The organism is Bradyrhizobium canariense, assembly GCF_019402665.1.
GTDB classification, from domain to species: domain Bacteria; phylum Pseudomonadota; class Alphaproteobacteria; order Rhizobiales; family Xanthobacteraceae; genus Bradyrhizobium; species Bradyrhizobium canariense.
Genome location: NZ_VSST01000110.1, coordinates 14,544 through 29,904 on the forward strand (window position 1 = coordinate 14,544; position 15,361 = coordinate 29,904).

A 15,361-nucleotide genomic window follows, 5' to 3' on the forward strand; every position below is an offset into this window, starting at 1 on the left:
CGCTCACCTCCTTGGTTTGACCCGGAATGGACTGTCGATGGAGAAGGCGTCCGGCGCGATCCCGCTCTCGATGCGCTTCCAGGTGACGGGCGCTGCGATCGGAAATCCCTGCCGAGCTCGCGGGGAATAGGTGCCGATCGCGGTCGTGCCGCGCCCGTTGCGCAGATAATCGAGGAAGATGCGATCGCGACGCTTTGCCTGCGCGGACAGGAGGTAGCGGTCTGGATGGCACGCTGCGAGGGCGGACACCAGCTGATGCGCGAGCCGATGCGCCCTGTCGTGCAGCACCGGCTGATCTAGTGGCGCCATCAGATGAATTCCTTTGCCGCCGGTGAGCTTGGGCCAGGTGTCGAAACCCTCGCGCTTCATCAGGGTGCGCAGATCGAGCGCGGTCTCCACGACCGCATCCCAATCGACGCCCTCTCCGGGATCGAGATCGATCACGATGCGGTCGGCATGTTCGAAGTCCTCGACGGTCGCATTCCACGGGTGCAGCTCGACTGCCCCGATCTGGACCAGCCCAAGGAAACCCTCCAAGCTGTCGACCCACAGGCGCGTGCCTTCGCCGCCCTCGCGTTTCTGAATGCGGAGCTGGTGCACGGCGGCCGGAATGTCCTTCGGCAGCGGCCCCTTGTGATAGAAGGTCGTGCCGTGCACATGACGCACCAGCTTGAGCGGACGGTGCCCAAGGTGCGGCAGCGCCTTCTTCCAGACCCGGGTCCAATAGTCGGCCAGTTCTTCTTTGGAAGGAGCAACCGCTTCGGGCAGAAGCTGCAGGATGTTCTCTCGGGGGACGCCCAGCTTCGGGCGGCCGGCCACGGAGGGCACGAGGCGCGGCGCCTTGACTTTGCGCACCGCAAGATCATCGCGAAAGCCCTTGAACACGGCTTCGCGGAGCAGGCCGTCATCGGTCAGCGCACCATACTGGACTTCGATTTCAAGGGTTGGGTCGACCCAGGTCGCCTTCGGTTTTTTGACCGCGACATCGAGCGGAGAACTCTTGCGGATCAACGGATCCAGCCGCTCGCGCAACTCGCGTGCGGTCGTCTCGGTGTAGCCGGTGCGGACCTTGCCGGCGTAGAGCAGCTTGCGGTTCTCGCGCCGGCCGACGTAGAGGGAGGCCACGTTGCGCGGGCGCGCTCCCAGCTTCTCCACGAACGCGACGATCGGAAAGGTCTCGCTCTTCTTGCACTTGAGCTTGACCCAGCTCTCCTGCCGACCCGAGCGATAGGGCTCGCCGAGTCGTTTGGCGACCAGGCCTTCGAGCCCCATCTTGCAAGCGTTTTCGAAAATCTGCTTGCCGTTCGCCTGAATCCCTTCGACATAGGTGAAGGTCTCGGGTGCACCCTTCAGAAGCCGCTGCAGCAAACGCTTGCGTTCCTCATATGCGACGCCGCGCAGGTCGTAGCCGTCGAGGTAGAGGAGATCGAAGGCGTGATAGCGCACACGTTTGCTTTGCTTCGGGCCCAGCTCCCGCCTCAGTTGCTGGAAGTCCGGAAGGCCGCCACTGCCGTACACCACGGCCTCGCCGTCGATGACCAAGCTGTTTGCTTTGAGTTTGGCCGCGCCCATGGCGATCGAGGAGAACTGTTCAGTCCAGTCCAGGCCCGTCCGCGAATAGACTTTGGCGTCGCCGTCATGCAAATGCAGTTGCGCGCGGTAGCCATCGGCCTTGATTTCGTAGATCCAGTCGTCGCCGCGTGGCGGCGTCTCGCGCAGCGTGGGGTCACACGGCTCGATGTAACCTGGAATAGCAGCTTTGATGGCGCCGCGGACACGCGATACTCCCGAACGAGACTGACGCAACGCCACGGCATACATGCCGATTCAACCCTGGCCGGCGGATTCGTTCCGCCCAGAGCCGGAGCAAGCGCCGCGGCGAAGCAGGAACGAACCTCCACCGCCGCCGTTGGTCGCGATTGTTCTGCGAGGCAGCCATGACAGCCGTGTTCGCGCGATGCCGGCAAGCCCACAACGATGCTGAAATCTCGGCAGCATGGTTCTTTCTCGCGGTTCTCTTGGGCATTCTGCCCGTGTGCGCCACATCGCGCAGCGCGGCCGAAGGGTGACGGCGGCCCGGCCGATGCGGATCGCCCAAATCGCGCCGCTGGCGGAGAGCGTCCCTCCGAAGCTCTACGGCGGGACCGAACGCGTCATCGCCTGGCTGGTAGACGAGCTTGTCGAACTCGGACACGAGGTGACGCTGTTCGCCAGCGGCGATTCCCAAACCCGCGCTCGACTGCACCCGGTCTGGCCCCGCGCGCTGCGCCTCGGCCGTCCGCATCCTGACCCGAACGCGGTCTGCGCGCTGCTGTTGGAGGCCGTCGCCGGTCGCGCGCGAGAGTTCGACGTCATCCATGCTCATGTCGATTGGGCCCACTTGCCCGTGCTGGCGCGATGCGGAACGCCCTTCCTGACGACGCTGCATGGCCGGCTCGACATGCCCGGCATCGGCGAGGCGGTCCGGCAGTTCCAAGCTGCATGCTTCGCCTCGATCTCCGACAGCCAGCGGGCTCCGCTCGCAACAGCGAACTGGTGCGGTACAGTTTATCACGGCTTGCCGGCCGGTCTGTTTCGCCCTTCCTACGAACCCGGATCCTATCTCGCTTTCCTTGGGCGCCTCACGCCCGACAAGGGGCCGGACGACGCCATCCGCATCGCGCGCGCGGCCGGGATGCGGCTGCGGATCGCAGCCAAGGTGCCGCGAGGGGAGAGGGGATACTTCAGGAAGCACCTCGAGCCGGAGATCGACCGCGCAAACGTCGATCTCGTCGGCGAGGTGGACGAGCGTGGCAAACAGCCTTTTCTGTCCGAAGCCGCGGCTCTGCTGTTTCCGATCAGATGGCCGGAGCCGTTCGGTCTCGTCATGATCGAAGCGATGGCCTGCGGCACGCCCGTGATCGCCTATCGGGCAGGGTCGGTGCCAGAGGTGGTCGAGGACGGCGTCACCGGTTTCATCGTGGACAGTGAGGAGGAGGCGATCCGGGCCCTGAACAATCTGGACAGAATTGACCGACGTAAGGTTCGGACCCGCTTCGAGCAGCGTTTCACGGCGGAGCGGATGGCCCGCGAGTACGAACGTCATTACCGCAAACTGCTCCAGGCGAGTGCAGAAGCCAGCTGCTGGCCCTGATCGCCACTGCCGACGAGAGCGCCGCCGGCTGCCGAGCTCCTGCGTCGCACCGTTCATATGGCCCGCCGGAACTGCGACGTTTCTTCCTGCGTTGGCGAACCAGGAGGACTCTAGTGATGGCAAAAGCGAAGAAGCAGACGACGCGGGGCCGCAACCAGGATCGCGCCCGGGTCGCCGGCGGACAGGACTACGAAGTGCAATACGAAGCCGGCCAGACCGGGCGGTCCAAGACGGCGGTGAAGAAGGCCGTAAAGAGGGTCGGCACGAGAAGAAGGTCGAGCGGCGGCTGGGGCGTTGAAGCCAGCCACCTCCGGGACAATGGCCCGAGGTGGCAGCTGCCAAGGCCGGATTTGCACGGTTCAAGCCGCAGCGCCGTTACGTTCGGTGGGGCGGTCCGGGCCAACTCCATAGAGCTCGCAGATTAGGGGCGGAGCCTGGAGCGCCCTTGGGAGTCAGTACCTTCCGCCTTAAGCACCGATACACGCCTAGCGGAGTTGTAGCAGTCGCTCGCCTACACTTTTGTCGGTACGCCTGCTCGAACAAGGGGCGTGGGAACTCAGAAAGGTGTGCAACATGCGGCAAACCCAGCACGGACCCGAACGACGTCCGCGTCTCTTCGCCTCCATTGCCAATACAGCCTCGCAAGCGGCTGGACGCGGGTCAACGTTTGTCCTGGCTTGCGCGGCCATCGTCATATGGGCGGCTACCGGACCTCTCTTCCGGTTTTCCGACACTTGGCAGCTCGTCATCAATACCGGCACGACCATCGTAACCTTTTTGATGGTCTTCCTGATCCAGAACTCGCAAAACCGGGACAGCGCAGCCATACAAGTGAAGTTGGACGAACTCATCCGGACCGGCACCGTCCAGAATTCCTTCGTTGGAATTGAGCATCTCTCAGCCGACGAATTGGAGGAGTTGCGGGCGCGATGCGAGGAGCGGGCCAAGGTTGTCGCGGCCGCGAGAAGGTGAGCGCACAGTAACCCACGCCGGCTTCGTGAGACGCGGTCAGGCGCGAAGCGCGCGGCGCCGGCGATCGCCGGGTCGGGACGCGACGGGCAGATGCATCGATGTGGTGAGGCGGCGCATCAGCCGGCGCCGATCCGAAACCATCGGTAGCCATAACCGTCAAGTTCGATCTCACCGGCCTTGGTGCCTTTCGACGGGTAGACTCGATTTCCGAAAAGATCGATCAGCTTGTGACCGGCCGGAAGCTCGTGAAGTAACGTCGTGCTTTCATCCGGCCCAAGATTGTGCAGGACAAGCACGGATTTGGCTTCCAGCGCATATCGCTGCACCAGAACGGACGAGGAATCGGCTTGCGGCAGGGAGTGATAGCCCCAGCCTATCTCCGGGCAAGTTTTCCGCATTTCGGTGAGCCGGCGCAGCCAGTTGAACAGTGAGCTCGGATCGCGCTGCTGCGCGGCGGCGTTGACGTGACTTGATCCGAACTCGCCATCGGTGATCGCCGAGTGCAGCAGACGCTCGTTCGGTGCCGTCGAAAATCCGCCGTTGGGATCGTCGGTCCATTGCATGCACGTTCGAACCGGCCATCGTTCGGGCAGGGCGAGATCGTCGCCCATTCCCAATTCGTCGCCGTAGTAGATGACCGGCGTGCCCGGGAGACTGAACAGGAGGCTGAACGCCAGTTCGATCCGGCGGCGATCATTGCCCAGCATGCCGGCCAGACGGCGGCGAATGCCACGCCCGTACAGTTGCATCCTCGGTTCTGGTGCAAAGGCCGCATAGACCCGATCGCGCTGCTCGGGCGGCAGGCGGCCCAGATCCAATTCGTCATGATTGCGCAGAAACTGCGCCCATTGGGCCGATTGCGGCAGTTTCGGAATCGCGGTCAGGCATCGCCGGAGGGGCTCGGCTTCCTCTTGCGCAAGCGATAGAAACAAATGCTGGTTGACCAGGAAGGCAAACAGCATGTGGATGCGCGAGCCGTCGCCGAAATACCTGTGGAGCTCGGAGGCACGCACATTGGCTTCCGCCAGCAGCACCGAGTCGCCCTTGCGCCACGAGAGGAAGTCGCGCATTTCGCCGAAGAATTCGTAGTGGCGTTTCGGGGTTCGGTTCGGACGGACCTCCTCGACAACGAAAGGCGCCGCGTCGATCCGGAATCCGGATACGCCGAGCTCCAGCCAGAAGCCGAGAATCTTGAAGATTTCCTCGCGAACGGCGGGGCAGGTAATGTCGAGGTCAGGCTGATATTGATAGAACCGATGATAATACCAGGCTCGCGCGCGTAGGTCGTAGGTCCAGACACTGGATTGGAAGCCCGGGAAAACGACCCCATCGGCGCTGTTCTCTGGCTCCGTGTTCGACCACACGTAGTATTTTCGATACGGCGATGCGGGGTCGGCTCGCGCCTGCTGAAACCACGGGTGCTGCTCTGACGTGTGGTTGATCGGCAAGTCCACGATCAGGCGCAATCCGCGCAGCCTTGCCTGGTGGCTGAACTCGACGAAGTCGCCGAGCGTCCCGAGGGCCGGCGCCACGTTGTAGTAGTCGGTGACGTCGTAGCCGTGATCGAGCCCCGGACTCGGATAGAACGGAAGCAGCCACAGGCAAGTGACGCCCAGCTGTGCGATGTGATCGAGCCGCTCGATCAGTCCTGTGAAATCGCCGATGCCGTCGCCGTTGCCGTCCTTGTACGTGGCGACGTTCAGGCTGTAGATGATGGCGTTCTTGTACCAGAGATCGAGCAATCTTCCCGTCCACAGCTGCGCCTGACACGCTATGCAAAAGACGTCAGTGCAGTGCGCTGACGCCTCGGGGTCACAACCCTTCAGATTGCCACTTGTTCCCGGAGCGGCACGCGCCGCGCCCGCTTCTTGTGTAAATCGACGTCAGCCGCTGTGGGCCTGCCCCAGGGTGTCAGCCACTGCCGCTCCGCGCATGCCCATCGGCTTCTCGGAGCCAGTGGTGGTATCGGGCGCGGTCTGATGCTCCATCTCGGCGTCGAGCTCGGCTCCGAGCAGGATGACAATGGCGGAGATCCAGAGCCAAGTCATGAAGCCGATCGCGGCGCCGAGGGATCCGTATGTCTCGTTGAACTTGCCGAAATTGGCCGCGTACCAAGAGAAGAGGGCGGACGCGGCGAGCCACAGAACCGTCGCTATGGCGCTGCCCCAGGTGATCCATCGCCAGCGCGGCGCTTCGCGGCTCGGTCCGAAGCGATAGATGAGCGCGAGCGCCAGCGCGACGGCGACGAACATCGCGGGCCATCGGACGATGAGAACGAGAAGATCTGCGGCGTTCGATAGGCCGACGAAGTTCAGCGCCACAGGCAGGACCACCACCGCGCCGAGCGCGATCAGGACGAAGGCGATGCCGGCGAGCGTGAAGGCGAGCGAAGCCGCGTTCAGCTTCACGAAGCCTCGCTTTTCCGTCTCGCCGTAGACGATGTTGAGCGTGTCGAACAGCGACTTCATGGCCGCGTTCGCGCTCCAGAGCGAGACCGCAAGTCCGACCATGAACGTCAGACCGAGAGACTGATGTCCCTTCGATGCGAGGCGGGTGAGCTGGTCCCTTGCGACGTCGATAGCACCGCCGGGGCAGGAATCCCGAGAGCTGGTCGAGGTGTCTGGCGATACTTTGTGGATCGGCGAAGATCCCGTAGATCGCGGCGAGTGCCGCCAGCGCTGGAAAGATCGCGAGCAGGCTGTAGTAGGTCATGCCGGCGGCGAGAGCGAGGACGCGGTGCTCGGAGATGTTGCCGTAGACCCGCAGCAGGATGTCCTTCCATCCGCGCAGCGGAATCTCGGAGGGCGCGGCGGCGAGCCGCCCGCGGTCATCGACTTCCGTAGTGACCGCCGCCGGGGAGGCGTCCCGGCCGCCCTCGCGCTTCTCGGGAAAATCTTCGTCTTTGTCGGGCTGCGCCACGTTGGCGGGCGGAGCAAGGCGATCCCAAAGAAATGCCACCGCTAGAAGTCCCAGGGCCGCCGCCAGGCTCCAGCCGTCGCCATCCGCACGCCGGATACCTGAGTTCGGGATCTTGGCCATGAACTCCTCCGCGGAATTCAATCGCATCGCGAAGAATGAGTTCCTGCTTAGCCTTTCCGGTCACTTTCGCAATGTTCAGCGGTACATAATCCGGACCATCGCGGGGGAAATCAGATGGCAGTGCTCGATCCCGTCCGGTAAGCATGCCGCCGTGCGGCAGGCCGATGAAGGCTCTGCCTGACGAAACTCTGGAGGGGCGGCCGCGGTACGTCTGCATCAATTCGCTGCACGACCCGACTGCGCGGAAGTAGGCGGAGAGCCCGTTACGTCCGCCGGCGAAATGAGCGGACCCGCGTGCCGAGTGGCGCTACGCGGCCAGCAATCGCCTCCGCCCAGGACCGCTCCAGCTTAGGGAGCCGGAATGCCCCGGTAGTAGTCGTCCACCGAGCGGGCGACCGAAGGGTCTGACCAATTCCAGCTACTCTCGTTGCTGTACTTTGGCGCGCCTCTCAGCTGACTATCGCTGATGCCCGTCACGTAGCCGCCAAGGTTGGTGTCGTATTTCAGCGATTGCCACGGAAGCGGGTAATGGTCGTCTCCGATTCCGAGGAAGCCGCCAAAGCCCAGTACCGCGTAGGCGACTTTGCCGCTGATCTTATCGATCATCACCCGTTCGATCGAGCCGATGCGCTGACTGTCGGCACCATAGACTGCAGTCCCTTCGACCTTGTCGCTGCCGATCAGATTTCCTGTTTCGCGTTCTTCGTAGGCCATGCGAGATCTCCTCCCATGATTGGAAGCAACCTGGGGCAGTCTCGCTCGTTCCTAATCCTATCTGAAGTGTCGCAGGGACCTGTCCGCTGGCGAGGCTCGGAGGCTTGGACCTCACATGAAGGCGATGGCGACCCCCAGTCCGACTAGAGTGTACAGGCAGGTCACGGTTACGCCGAGACATACGTCCGCCATGACCTCTTCCGAGGGGAGGTTGAGGAGTCTCGGCATTCGCCGCTCCGTTAAGCTGCTCACCGGATCGACGCGCTGCGCCTGACATCGTTCCGGCAACGCAGGCTTGCTCGAGTCGAGGCAGCCCGGCTGACCGTTTGGACCAAGTGCGAGCGGACGGAACGATAACGCGACGACATCTTTGACTCACTGGACCACCGCCCGCCGTTTGAGTACGGCGCCTGTAGCGGATAGCCAAAGGCTCGAAGGCCCGCTGTACATGCGCTCGCGCGGATAGCCAAAGGCGGTGGTCCCGTTCCGGGCGGTGAAAGGACCAGCTTGCAGAAACCGGCGAAAACGCGCGAAGAACTCGAAGCCGCGATCAGGCTGGAGATGGAAGACATCTGCGAGTTGCCGACGGATATCGCCATTTCGGTCGTGCCTTCTCAGGACACCTGGAAGGTGGCGATCATGACGGACGGACAGCTGGACGTGGGGCGGGCCGAGATGATCGAAACGATCGCAGACCGGCTGCGCACCGAGTTCGACTTGAAAAGCTGAACAAACGCCCTCACAGCGTGCTCAGGTCGTCCGGCAACAGCCGCGGCGGCGAAGAGTGCCGACCTGGCGTGGCCTGCGTAGCCCCGCCCCAAAGCTCCCTAAGAGCCCCCCAAACGCGGGGCTGCGCTCATCCTTCATCTCAGGCGAGCGCTACCTTTCCATATGGCCGGCGCGTAAGCCCTGTATCCGTTAGGCTGATTGGTGCAGACGGCGGTGACTTGGGAAATACCACCTCATGACCTGTCGCAGCTTGTCGGAATCTCCGCGCGCCCAGTTGCGCATGATCTCGCAGCCGAAGGAGATCGCAGTGATGGGCCGTGCCCCCGCCTGAATCATTCGGTCAAACGCGCGCTCATGCGCGGCCGGCGAGATGCCGCCCACGGCATCGGCAACCGGATAGACCTCATAGCCTTCGGCCAGCATGTCGAGGGTCGGAAAGGCCAGGCAGACCTCGGTCCAGAGCGCGCCGATGACCACCTTGCGCCGCCCCGTGTCCTGGACGGCCTTGCGGAAGTCCTCGTCCTCCCAGGCATTGACGCCTGTGCGGTCGATCTCTTCCACGCCCGGCAGCGCCTCTCGGATCGCCGCAATCGTGCCTTCGTTCACGCCCATGGCCACTGCGACCGTCGAGAGAACGACGGGGATATCGTAGGCTCGAGCGAGTTTGCACAGCGCAACCGCATTGAGGGTGATCTCCTCACGCGAGGACGACGTCACGGACGAATATTGCTCGGGCTGGTAATCGATCAGGACCAGAACGCAGTTTTGCGGGGTCAGAAGATGATCGGCCTTGGGATCGCGGACGGCCTCAGGGTGGATCTTTGCCACGTTGTTCCTCTCGAGTTCGAAGTGAAGCTGTCGCCATTGATGACCTAAACCTGCATCAGACGCATTCACACAGCGCCGCAGGAGAGCGAGGGGAGGTAGCAGACCATAGGATTATGGCAAAGGTAGCCGCGTGGATGCGTTCGGCGCCACATTGCACGGGGTGGGGAAGATGCATCTCGCCGAGTACCCAGCGCACGCTCGCCGCGAAGCATGTCGAGCTTAACAGTGCGCTCAGATCGTCCGGCACCTCACCGAACTTCCGGATCACGGCAGCGTCGCCGAAGTCACCGGAGGACGGGTCACCCGTTCGGGAAAAGGCGACGGCGCCGAGAATGCCCGGCTTTCGCGAAACGCTCTCATCACGGCGGCGTTCGGATTGAAGCACTCGACCGCCTCGCCTGCGGCGACGCCGTCATCGGCGGCCACGAAGGGCAGGGCGACGTAGTAGGTCACCTCGGACATCTTATGCCTCGGTTCAGTTGCCGGTCGCCTGCATGTTGCTATAGCCGGCGAAGGTCATTTCGTTGAGGATCGCGGCGAGGACCGCCGTCGGCGGCGCGTCCGTCATGCCGTCGCCTGGCGCCAGTGGACGAACTCGATCGCGAGCAGATCTTCGCCGCCTTCGATCGTGCCTGAGACGTCGATGTGGTCCCGTCCTGACAGATCCTGCACCAGGTCGACGCGGCAGGAGTATTGCGTCGGAAGCGGCTTCAGGCCGGCGATCTCGTTCCAGGCTTCGATGTGCCCCTCCCGGTTCGCGACCTGCCGCGGGCTTTGTCGCTCAAGTTCGCCCATCACTTCACCGCGGCGGAGGGATGTGAACAGGTCCCCAACGGTCATTTCGTCAACTTTCCGCTCAGCATCAATCGGTCTCCTTGCTTCGCGCGCCCGCTGGGAGCCGCCCCCGGGCGTAACCTCTCGACACCTTCGTCCGGAGCTCGTCGGCCTCGACCTCGAGAAAGTCGATCGCGACGAGCAGCGCCTTGACCGCCTCCCGGGCGTCCCCGCCGCAGGCCGCGATGGCCTGGTCGGCGGCGGTCTCCAGATCGAAGGCGGCCGGTTCGGATGGCTCGGGGGTGGCGGTCATCGGATTATGTTCTCATTTTGTTCACAGGAGTCAAGCGTCAGCGCCCGGTTTTACTGGCGCCGCTGCGCGATGGGGGCGAATTGCGTGGACTGCGGCCGGCGGTGTCGGAACCGCACCGCGCCGTTCGTCTTGAGTCCGTGTCCCGTACCTGGAGCGTTGCGTACCCATGGCCCCCCGCGCGAACTGGAAAGGTTTCCTGCGACTGTCTCTCGTCACCTGCCCGGTGGCGCTCTACCCGGCGACTTCGGAGAGCGAGAAGATCTCGTTCAACCAGCTCAACCGACAGACCGGCCATCGCATCAAGTACCTCAAGGTGGATGCCGACACCGGCGAGGAGGTCCCCAACGAGGATATCTTCAAGGGCTATGAGCTCGAGAAGGGCCAGTACATCGAGGTCACGAAAGACGAACTCGAGGAGATCGCGCTGGAATCCACCCGCACCATCGAGATCGACGAGTTCGTCAACAGGACCGACATCGACCCCCGCTATCTCATCCGCCCCTACAACATCCGCCCGGACGGCAAGGTCGGCCACGATGCCTTCGCGGTGATCCGCGAGACCATCCGCGAGATGGACAAGGTCGCGATCGGCCGCGTGGTGTTGACGAACCGCGAGCACATCATCGCGCTCGAGCCGATGGACAAGGGTCTCGTCGGCACGCTGCTGCGCTACCCGTACGAGGTCCGTAGCGAGCAGGAATACTTCGACGAGATCCAGGACGTGAGGGTGACGAAAGACATGCTCGATCTCGCCAGGCACATCGTGAATCAGAAGGCCGGCAACTTCGAGCCGGAGAAGTTCGAGGACCATTATGAGACCGCGCTGATCGAGCTCATCAACCAGAAGCGCGCCGGCAAGCCGATCACGCCGAAGGAAAAGCCCGCGGCGACCAACGTGGTCAATCTGATGGAGGCCCTGCGTCGGAGCGTTGGTCAGGAGGCCGCGCCGGCGAAGGCGGCGAAGCCCGCCAAGAAGCCGCGCAAGGCTGCTGCGGGGCAAAAAGAGATGCTGATGCCCATCGCCGGCAAGAAGCCGGCGAAGGAAACAGCGGCGAAGACGCCCGCTTCCAGGGGGCAACGGAAGACAGCCTGACGCCGAGAAGGAGAGCCGCATGGACATGGATATGAAGGAAGCCTCGGCCATGACCGAAGCCTCAGGGCTGACCGACGAAATCGACGGCACTGAGCACACTTCCGGGACGGGTCGGAGACCGCAGAGATCGCGTTCGGGAGATGCGGCGATGCGCTGGGCGGATCAGCTGCGCAAGCTGACGCTACAGGCGCCCTTGCAATCGCTGTTCGTCGCGTTCCTGCTCGGGATCTGGGTGGCGCGCCGGCGCTAGGCCGGAGCTCGCGGACCGGCGGCGAAAGCACGCGAGTTGGGTGCGTGCCGCTGCAGACCATCTGGGCACGTTGGCGGTGCCCCTGATGCCTTGATCGGCGACACCTAGACCATCGCTGGCGGTGTCCGGACCGCTAGCAGATAAGGTGCCCAGGCGATCTCGGCGGTTATACCGAACAATCGGTTGTCGTTGTCGTCCATCCGGTCGAGATCCAACCTCACGATCGGCTGGGTAAAAGGTTGGAACGGGGTTACATTCAGAAGCTGTGCCCCACCGAACGACTGGACGCCGACGCGGCCCGTGAATTTCCAGTCGTTGTCCCACTGATAATAGCCGCCGACATAGCCGCTGAAGTTGGGATGGATCCTTGCTCGCGGGGAGTCGACCTCAATCCTGGTGTACTGGACACCGGCAAGAAATCCTTTTGTCTCGTCCTTGTTCAGCGCGTAATCGAACTCCAGGATGTTGTTGAAGGACGTCGTCGCAAGCGGCGAGTCGGGTACCGACCTTGTGTAGGTCGACTGCAGCGTGACGGTCGGTATCGATCCGCCATTTTGTTCATAGAGGTCGGCCTGCAGTCCCACATTCCAGCTGCTCACGGCGAAGGTCGACCAATCGGACGTGCCACTTTGCGAGGTGCTTCCGGTGAGGCCGCTGTACAAGGAGACCCGGTCACTGACATCGACCGTAAAGGGAACGTCCATCGAAATATTCTGGCCCGCCGGCGAGGACAGGGCGGGGAGGCTCTGAACGGTTGGGGAGTTCGTGAGCCCAGAGAGCGTCCGTAGGGTAGCGAGCGCGCCTGTCAATGACGGATTGCTGAAGCCGATCGAGAGCGTGTTCGCCGGCACCTTCGCATAGTTGGTCCGCAGATCCAGGTAGATGTTTGGCAGTGCCGCTGTGCTTGCCGCCCCGTCGTCACTATCGCCGTTGCTGCTGCCGTTGTCCTTGCTCAGCGCAGCGCTCGAAAGGTAGAGCGACGCCACTCCGGCGAGCATCAGCCAATACACTGAACGAACTGGCATGGCCACTAAGCCCCTCTGTGCGGTACGGCCATTCTTTGCTCGAGCACGCCAAAGCGCAGCAATCTTAGCACGACGACGGGCACTTTGCCATCGCCTTGCCGCCATCACGGGGTCGTTTGTTGACCTGCATCAAGCCCACCAACGGCGGTCACAGCTAGGCTGGGCGCCGAGCTGCGAGCATCGCGGCCGAGCGCAGCATTTGGAATCACGTTTCATTCAACCGACGAAAGGAAGCGCCATGAAAATCGTGCTGGTATCGATGGCACTGCTCGGAGGGCAGATGGTGATACCTGTCTCGGATCGCATTCCCGAGCTGAACGTGGAGGCGACGTGCAAGGCGACCGCCGCAGACGATAAATCAATGGGATTGGCTGACGCCCAGACTTATGCGGACTGCATGCGCGACGAGATGACCGCCCAAAAGCAAGTCGTCGCAGTGTGGAATGCCAATCCCGGTCCCGTCCGAGATAGCTGCGAGGGCGAGGCGACCGCCGGCGGAAGTCCCAGCTACGTGGACCTTCTTGTCTGCATGCAGATGGCTGATTGGGTCAAGTCGCCGTCTTCGGCGCCCCTCTGAGAGGTGCGAGCAAGAACAGAAGCAAACAGCTGTGACGACTCGACGATAGATCGGCGGATCGTTTCGCGACGCTGGACGCCCAGGGCATCTCCTGACCAAGGGCCGAGCGATTTCGGCATAGGCTGGTCCGCCCATCGCCAATGAACCTTTCTAGTTATGGTCAGACCTAACGTGTGTGCGGCTGAGCACGGGCCTGGTTTTCCGGCCTGTGGTGCTTGTGGAGCGAAGCTGCTGACAATTGCTAGGTGTCCGCACGGTCATTGTCGCGCGGTTCAACTGTCACCGGCCGCAGCCGAACAACAGATAGCGAGCAATGGGGAAGGAGAACAGTGATGAGCACTAACCCAAACAAGGCGCTCTGGGAAAAAGGCGACTTCACGAGGCTGGCGGCGACCATGCGAGAGAGCGGAGAGGCTCTCGCCAATTCGCTCGGCTCCGCGAAGGGAATAAAGATTCTCGACCTCGGATGCGGTGACGGAACGACTGCCATTCCACAGGCCAAGCTTGGCGGCGACGTGCTCGGCGTCGATATTGCCAGCAACCTCGTGCAGGCCGGCAACAACCGCGCGAAGGAAATGGGTCTTCTCAATTGCCGTTTTCAGGAGGGCGACGCCTCTCACCTCGATGACCTCGCTGATAAAAGCTTCGATCGCGTCGTGAGCATTTTCGGTGCCATGTTCGCGCCAAGGCCGTTCGACGTGGCCAAGGAAATGGTGCGTGTGACACGCCCGGGCGGACGGATCATCATGGGAAATTGGATTCCTGGCGATCCGACCCTGGTCGCCCAGATACTGAAGATTGCGGCTGCTTACACTCCACCCCCGCCAGAGGGCTTCGTCAGTCCGATGACCTGGGGCGTCGAGAGCAATGTTGTCGAGCGGTTTGGCAGCGCCGGCATTGCCAAGGAGAATATCTCGTTCTCTCGCGATACCTACAAGTTCAACTTTCCGGGCACGCCGGTACAGTTCGTCGCTGTGTTCCGCGACTACTACGGCCCCACGATGAATGCATTCGAAGCGGCAGAAAAGAGCGGCCGTAAGGCGGAGCTACAAAAAGAGATGGAAACGCTGTTCACCAGGCAAAACACCAGCAAGGAGGCGACGTCCATCTCCGCCACTTTCCTCCGCGTTAACGTAGCAGTTGGGTGATATCTTATTCGGCCGGTTGTCCTGGCATGTCAGATCGGCGTGGGGTCCCGACGCCTATCGGTGAGCTCAGATATTGATCCAGCAGGCGGCGATGGAGCTAATCTTCGACGCCTGCCCACAAGGCGGCTTAGCCAAGCCGGTGGCCGCGTCATCACAGATCCTCGCGCAGCCCCTTGAAGAAGGCATGACGCACCTTGCCCTCGGCTGACTTGGCCCGGTACTCGGTCTCGGCGAGCAGCTTCGGCTCGACCCAGATGCCTTTGTGTGCGATCCGCTTCGAGTAGGGCTGCGTCTTTCGGATCAGCGGCTTCAGTCGCTTCTGCAGGTCGGCGGCGGTGACCTTGTCGAACCCGTGATCGACTTTGCCGGCGTAAACCAGGTCGGCTCCCTTGCGCCGCCCGAGATAGATCCCGTCCCACTTGCCTTCATCGAGCGCGAAGCCCGCGATCCTCGACTGCGGTCACGGTTTCTTCGAATCCCTTTTCGTAATTGCCGGCAAACCTTTCGATGCTGTCGGCCCACATCCTCGGAATTGAGACCTGAAAATGCATAATTGGCTTCAAGGCAATCATACCGATTTCTGTCGCTGCGGTTGTGCGCTTTTGGGCGTCGCGCGCGAAACGGCCTGAATTAGAGATGTTGTCTACCATGGCTGCTTGCTCCTTCTGCTCGGGTGATTAAGCCCAAAGCGACCTGCCAGGTTGTGCACTACGTGATGCTAACCCCTCGGCTAAAGCCTGATCTGCGGCGAGTCTCGCATGTCGGT

General features: G+C 62.5%; 18 protein-coding genes and 4 pseudogenes. 11 read left to right on the forward strand and 11 right to left on the reverse strand.

Annotated elements, in window-relative coordinates:
• Nucleotides 1–3 precede the first annotated feature (3 nt).
• Nucleotides 4–1,821, reverse strand: a complete 1,818-nt coding sequence (gene ligD, locus FXB41_RS39545; RefSeq protein ID WP_219685606.1) for a DNA ligase D — start codon at nucleotides 1,819–1,821, stop codon at nucleotides 4–6.
• A gap of 262 nt (nucleotides 1,822–2,083) precedes the next feature.
• Between ligD and FXB41_RS39550 the strand changes: the two genes are divergently transcribed.
• From FXB41_RS39550 to FXB41_RS39560, 3 genes and pseudogenes are all read left to right on the forward strand, one after another.
• Entirely contained in the window at nucleotides 2,084–3,133 is a 1,050-nt protein-coding gene (locus tag FXB41_RS39550; RefSeq protein ID WP_219685607.1) for a glycosyltransferase family 4 protein, read from the forward strand.
• A 116-nt stretch (nucleotides 3,134–3,249) separates the two neighbouring features.
• Nucleotides 3,250–3,431, forward strand: a pseudogene (locus tag FXB41_RS39555) (DUF3606 domain-containing protein).
• Nucleotides 3,432–3,706: 275 nt separating this feature from the next.
• Nucleotides 3,707–4,105, forward strand: a complete 399-nt coding sequence (locus FXB41_RS39560) for a low affinity iron permease family protein (protein WP_219685608.1) — start codon at nucleotides 3,707–3,709, stop codon at nucleotides 4,103–4,105.
• A 116-nt stretch (nucleotides 4,106–4,221) separates the two neighbouring features.
• On the opposite strand, the gene FXB41_RS39565 is transcribed toward FXB41_RS39560, so the two are convergent.
• On the reverse strand, nucleotides 4,222–5,808 hold the full coding sequence (locus FXB41_RS39565; protein WP_311985955.1) for an alpha-amylase family protein: 1,587 nt from the start codon (nucleotides 5,806–5,808) through the stop codon (nucleotides 4,222–4,224).
• Between FXB41_RS39565 and FXB41_RS41855 the strand changes: the two genes are divergently transcribed.
• Nucleotides 5,731–5,907, forward strand: coding sequence for a hypothetical protein (locus tag FXB41_RS41855; RefSeq protein ID WP_311985956.1), 177 nt, complete (start codon nucleotides 5,731–5,733; stop codon nucleotides 5,905–5,907). The two genes, FXB41_RS39565 and FXB41_RS41855, sit on opposite strands and share 78 nt — an antisense overlap.
• Before the next feature lie 81 nt (nucleotides 5,908–5,988).
• On the opposite strand, the pseudogene FXB41_RS39570 reads toward FXB41_RS41855, so the two are convergent.
• Nucleotides 5,989–7,144 (reverse strand): annotated as a pseudogene (locus FXB41_RS39570) (YihY/virulence factor BrkB family protein).
• On the opposite strand from FXB41_RS39570, the gene FXB41_RS39575 reads away from it, so the two are divergent.
• Entirely contained in the window at nucleotides 7,143–7,325 is a 183-nt protein-coding gene (locus FXB41_RS39575) for a hypothetical protein (RefSeq protein ID WP_219685624.1), read from the forward strand. The pseudogene FXB41_RS39570 and the gene FXB41_RS39575 overlap by 2 nt on opposite strands.
• A 167-nt stretch (nucleotides 7,326–7,492) precedes the next feature.
• Here the strand turns inward: FXB41_RS39575 and FXB41_RS39580 are convergent, their stop codons facing one another.
• Nucleotides 7,493–7,858 carry a PRC-barrel domain-containing protein gene (locus FXB41_RS39580; RefSeq protein ID WP_219685610.1) on the reverse strand — a complete coding sequence of 122 codons (366 nt, stop codon included), beginning with the start codon at nucleotides 7,856–7,858 and terminating at the stop codon, nucleotides 7,493–7,495.
• Between the two features lie 507 nt (nucleotides 7,859–8,365).
• Between FXB41_RS39580 and FXB41_RS39585 the strand changes: the two genes are divergently transcribed.
• On the forward strand, nucleotides 8,366–8,587 hold the full coding sequence (locus FXB41_RS39585; protein ID WP_219685611.1) for a hypothetical protein: 222 nt from the start codon (nucleotides 8,366–8,368) through the stop codon (nucleotides 8,585–8,587).
• A gap of 189 nt (nucleotides 8,588–8,776) precedes the next feature.
• Here FXB41_RS39585 and FXB41_RS39590 read toward each other — a convergent pair whose 3' ends face one another.
• From FXB41_RS39590 to FXB41_RS39605, 4 genes and pseudogenes are all read right to left on the reverse strand, one after another.
• Nucleotides 8,777–9,415, reverse strand: a complete 639-nt coding sequence (locus FXB41_RS39590; protein WP_311985954.1) for a hydrolase — start codon at nucleotides 9,413–9,415, stop codon at nucleotides 8,777–8,779.
• A gap of 223 nt (nucleotides 9,416–9,638) precedes the next feature.
• A pseudogene (locus FXB41_RS39595) lies at nucleotides 9,639–9,877 on the reverse strand (hypothetical protein); the annotation flags it as partial.
• Nucleotides 9,878–9,979: 102 nt separating this feature from the next.
• The gene (locus FXB41_RS39600) at nucleotides 9,980–10,255 is read right to left on the reverse strand and encodes a hypothetical protein (protein ID WP_219685612.1); all 276 of its coding nucleotides are present in this window, start codon (nucleotides 10,253–10,255) and stop codon (nucleotides 9,980–9,982) included.
• 22 nt (nucleotides 10,256–10,277) lie between these two features.
• Complete coding sequence (locus FXB41_RS39605) at nucleotides 10,278–10,502, reverse strand: hypothetical protein (protein ID WP_219685613.1); 225 nt, start codon at nucleotides 10,500–10,502, stop codon at nucleotides 10,278–10,280.
• 166 nt (nucleotides 10,503–10,668) lie between these two features.
• Here FXB41_RS39605 and ku point away from each other — a divergent pair, with 166 nt between their 5' ends.
• Both ku and FXB41_RS39615 read left to right on the forward strand, forming a co-directional pair.
• Nucleotides 10,669–11,595, forward strand: a complete 927-nt coding sequence (gene ku / locus FXB41_RS39610; RefSeq protein WP_219685614.1) for a non-homologous end joining protein Ku — start codon at nucleotides 10,669–10,671, stop codon at nucleotides 11,593–11,595.
• 19 nt (nucleotides 11,596–11,614) lie between these two features.
• The gene (locus tag FXB41_RS39615) at nucleotides 11,615–11,845 is read left to right on the forward strand and encodes a hypothetical protein (RefSeq protein ID WP_246649609.1); all 231 of its coding nucleotides are present in this window, start codon (nucleotides 11,615–11,617) and stop codon (nucleotides 11,843–11,845) included.
• Nucleotides 11,846–11,949: 104 nt separating this feature from the next.
• On the opposite strand, the gene FXB41_RS39620 is transcribed toward FXB41_RS39615, so the two are convergent.
• Complete coding sequence (locus FXB41_RS39620; RefSeq protein ID WP_219685615.1) at nucleotides 11,950–12,870, reverse strand: hypothetical protein; 921 nt, start codon at nucleotides 12,868–12,870, stop codon at nucleotides 11,950–11,952.
• A 238-nt stretch (nucleotides 12,871–13,108) separates the two neighbouring features.
• On the opposite strand from FXB41_RS39620, the gene FXB41_RS39625 reads away from it, so the two are divergent.
• From FXB41_RS39625 to FXB41_RS41655, 3 genes are all read left to right on the forward strand, one after another.
• Nucleotides 13,109–13,447 (forward strand): hypothetical protein, encoded by a 339-nt coding sequence (locus FXB41_RS39625; protein WP_246649610.1) that lies wholly within the window; start codon nucleotides 13,109–13,111, stop codon nucleotides 13,445–13,447.
• 332 nt (nucleotides 13,448–13,779) lie between these two features.
• Nucleotides 13,780–14,595 carry a class I SAM-dependent methyltransferase gene (locus FXB41_RS39630; RefSeq protein WP_219685616.1) on the forward strand — a complete coding sequence of 272 codons (816 nt, stop codon included), beginning with the start codon at nucleotides 13,780–13,782 and terminating at the stop codon, nucleotides 14,593–14,595.
• A gap of 73 nt (nucleotides 14,596–14,668) precedes the next feature.
• Nucleotides 14,669–14,803, forward strand: coding sequence for a hypothetical protein (locus tag FXB41_RS41655; protein ID WP_283843509.1), 135 nt, complete (start codon nucleotides 14,669–14,671; stop codon nucleotides 14,801–14,803).
• Here FXB41_RS41655 and FXB41_RS39635 read toward each other — a convergent pair.
• Nucleotides 14,747–15,043: pseudogene (locus tag FXB41_RS39635) on the reverse strand (ATP dependent DNA ligase); the annotation flags it as partial. The gene FXB41_RS41655 and the pseudogene FXB41_RS39635 overlap by 57 nt on opposite strands.
• Nucleotides 15,021–15,245: a hypothetical protein gene (locus FXB41_RS39640; RefSeq protein WP_219685617.1), complete on the reverse strand. Its 225-nt coding sequence runs from the start codon at nucleotides 15,243–15,245 to the stop codon at nucleotides 15,021–15,023. The pseudogene FXB41_RS39635 and the gene FXB41_RS39640, both read right to left, overlap by 23 nt.
• Nucleotides 15,246–15,361 lie beyond the last annotated feature (116 nt).

Excerpts from the sequence above, each read along its gene's own strand:
- FXB41_RS39605 (WP_219685613.1), bottom strand. The coding sequence starts at position 10,502 with ATGACCGCCACCCCCGAGCCATCCGAACCGGCCGCCTTCGATCTGGAG.
- FXB41_RS39560 (WP_219685608.1), top strand. The coding sequence starts at position 3,707 with ATGCGGCAAACCCAGCACGGACCCGAACGACGTCCGCGTCTCTTCGCC.
- FXB41_RS39575 (WP_219685624.1), top strand. The coding sequence starts at position 7,143 with ATGAACTCCTCCGCGGAATTCAATCGCATCGCGAAGAATGAGTTCCTG.
- FXB41_RS39630 (WP_219685616.1), top strand. The coding sequence starts at position 13,780 with ATGAGCACTAACCCAAACAAGGCGCTCTGGGAAAAAGGCGACTTCACG.
- FXB41_RS39620 (WP_219685615.1), bottom strand. The coding sequence starts at position 12,870 with ATGCCAGTTCGTTCAGTGTATTGGCTGATGCTCGCCGGAGTGGCGTCG.
- FXB41_RS39640 (WP_219685617.1), bottom strand. The coding sequence starts at position 15,245 with ATGGTAGACAACATCTCTAATTCAGGCCGTTTCGCGCGCGACGCCCAA.
- FXB41_RS39615 (WP_246649609.1), top strand. The coding sequence starts at position 11,615 with ATGGACATGGATATGAAGGAAGCCTCGGCCATGACCGAAGCCTCAGGG.
- FXB41_RS39625 (WP_246649610.1), top strand. The coding sequence starts at position 13,109 with ATGAAAATCGTGCTGGTATCGATGGCACTGCTCGGAGGGCAGATGGTG.
- FXB41_RS39550 (WP_219685607.1), top strand. The coding sequence starts at position 2,084 with ATGCGGATCGCCCAAATCGCGCCGCTGGCGGAGAGCGTCCCTCCGAAG.
- FXB41_RS39580 (WP_219685610.1), bottom strand. The coding sequence starts at position 7,858 with ATGGCCTACGAAGAACGCGAAACAGGAAATCTGATCGGCAGCGACAAG.
- ku (WP_219685614.1), top strand. The coding sequence starts at position 10,669 with ATGGCCCCCCGCGCGAACTGGAAAGGTTTCCTGCGACTGTCTCTCGTC.
- FXB41_RS39600 (WP_219685612.1), bottom strand. The coding sequence starts at position 10,255 with ATGACCGTTGGGGACCTGTTCACATCCCTCCGCCGCGGTGAAGTGATG.
- ligD (WP_219685606.1), bottom strand. The coding sequence starts at position 1,821 with ATGTATGCCGTGGCGTTGCGTCAGTCTCGTTCGGGAGTATCGCGTGTC.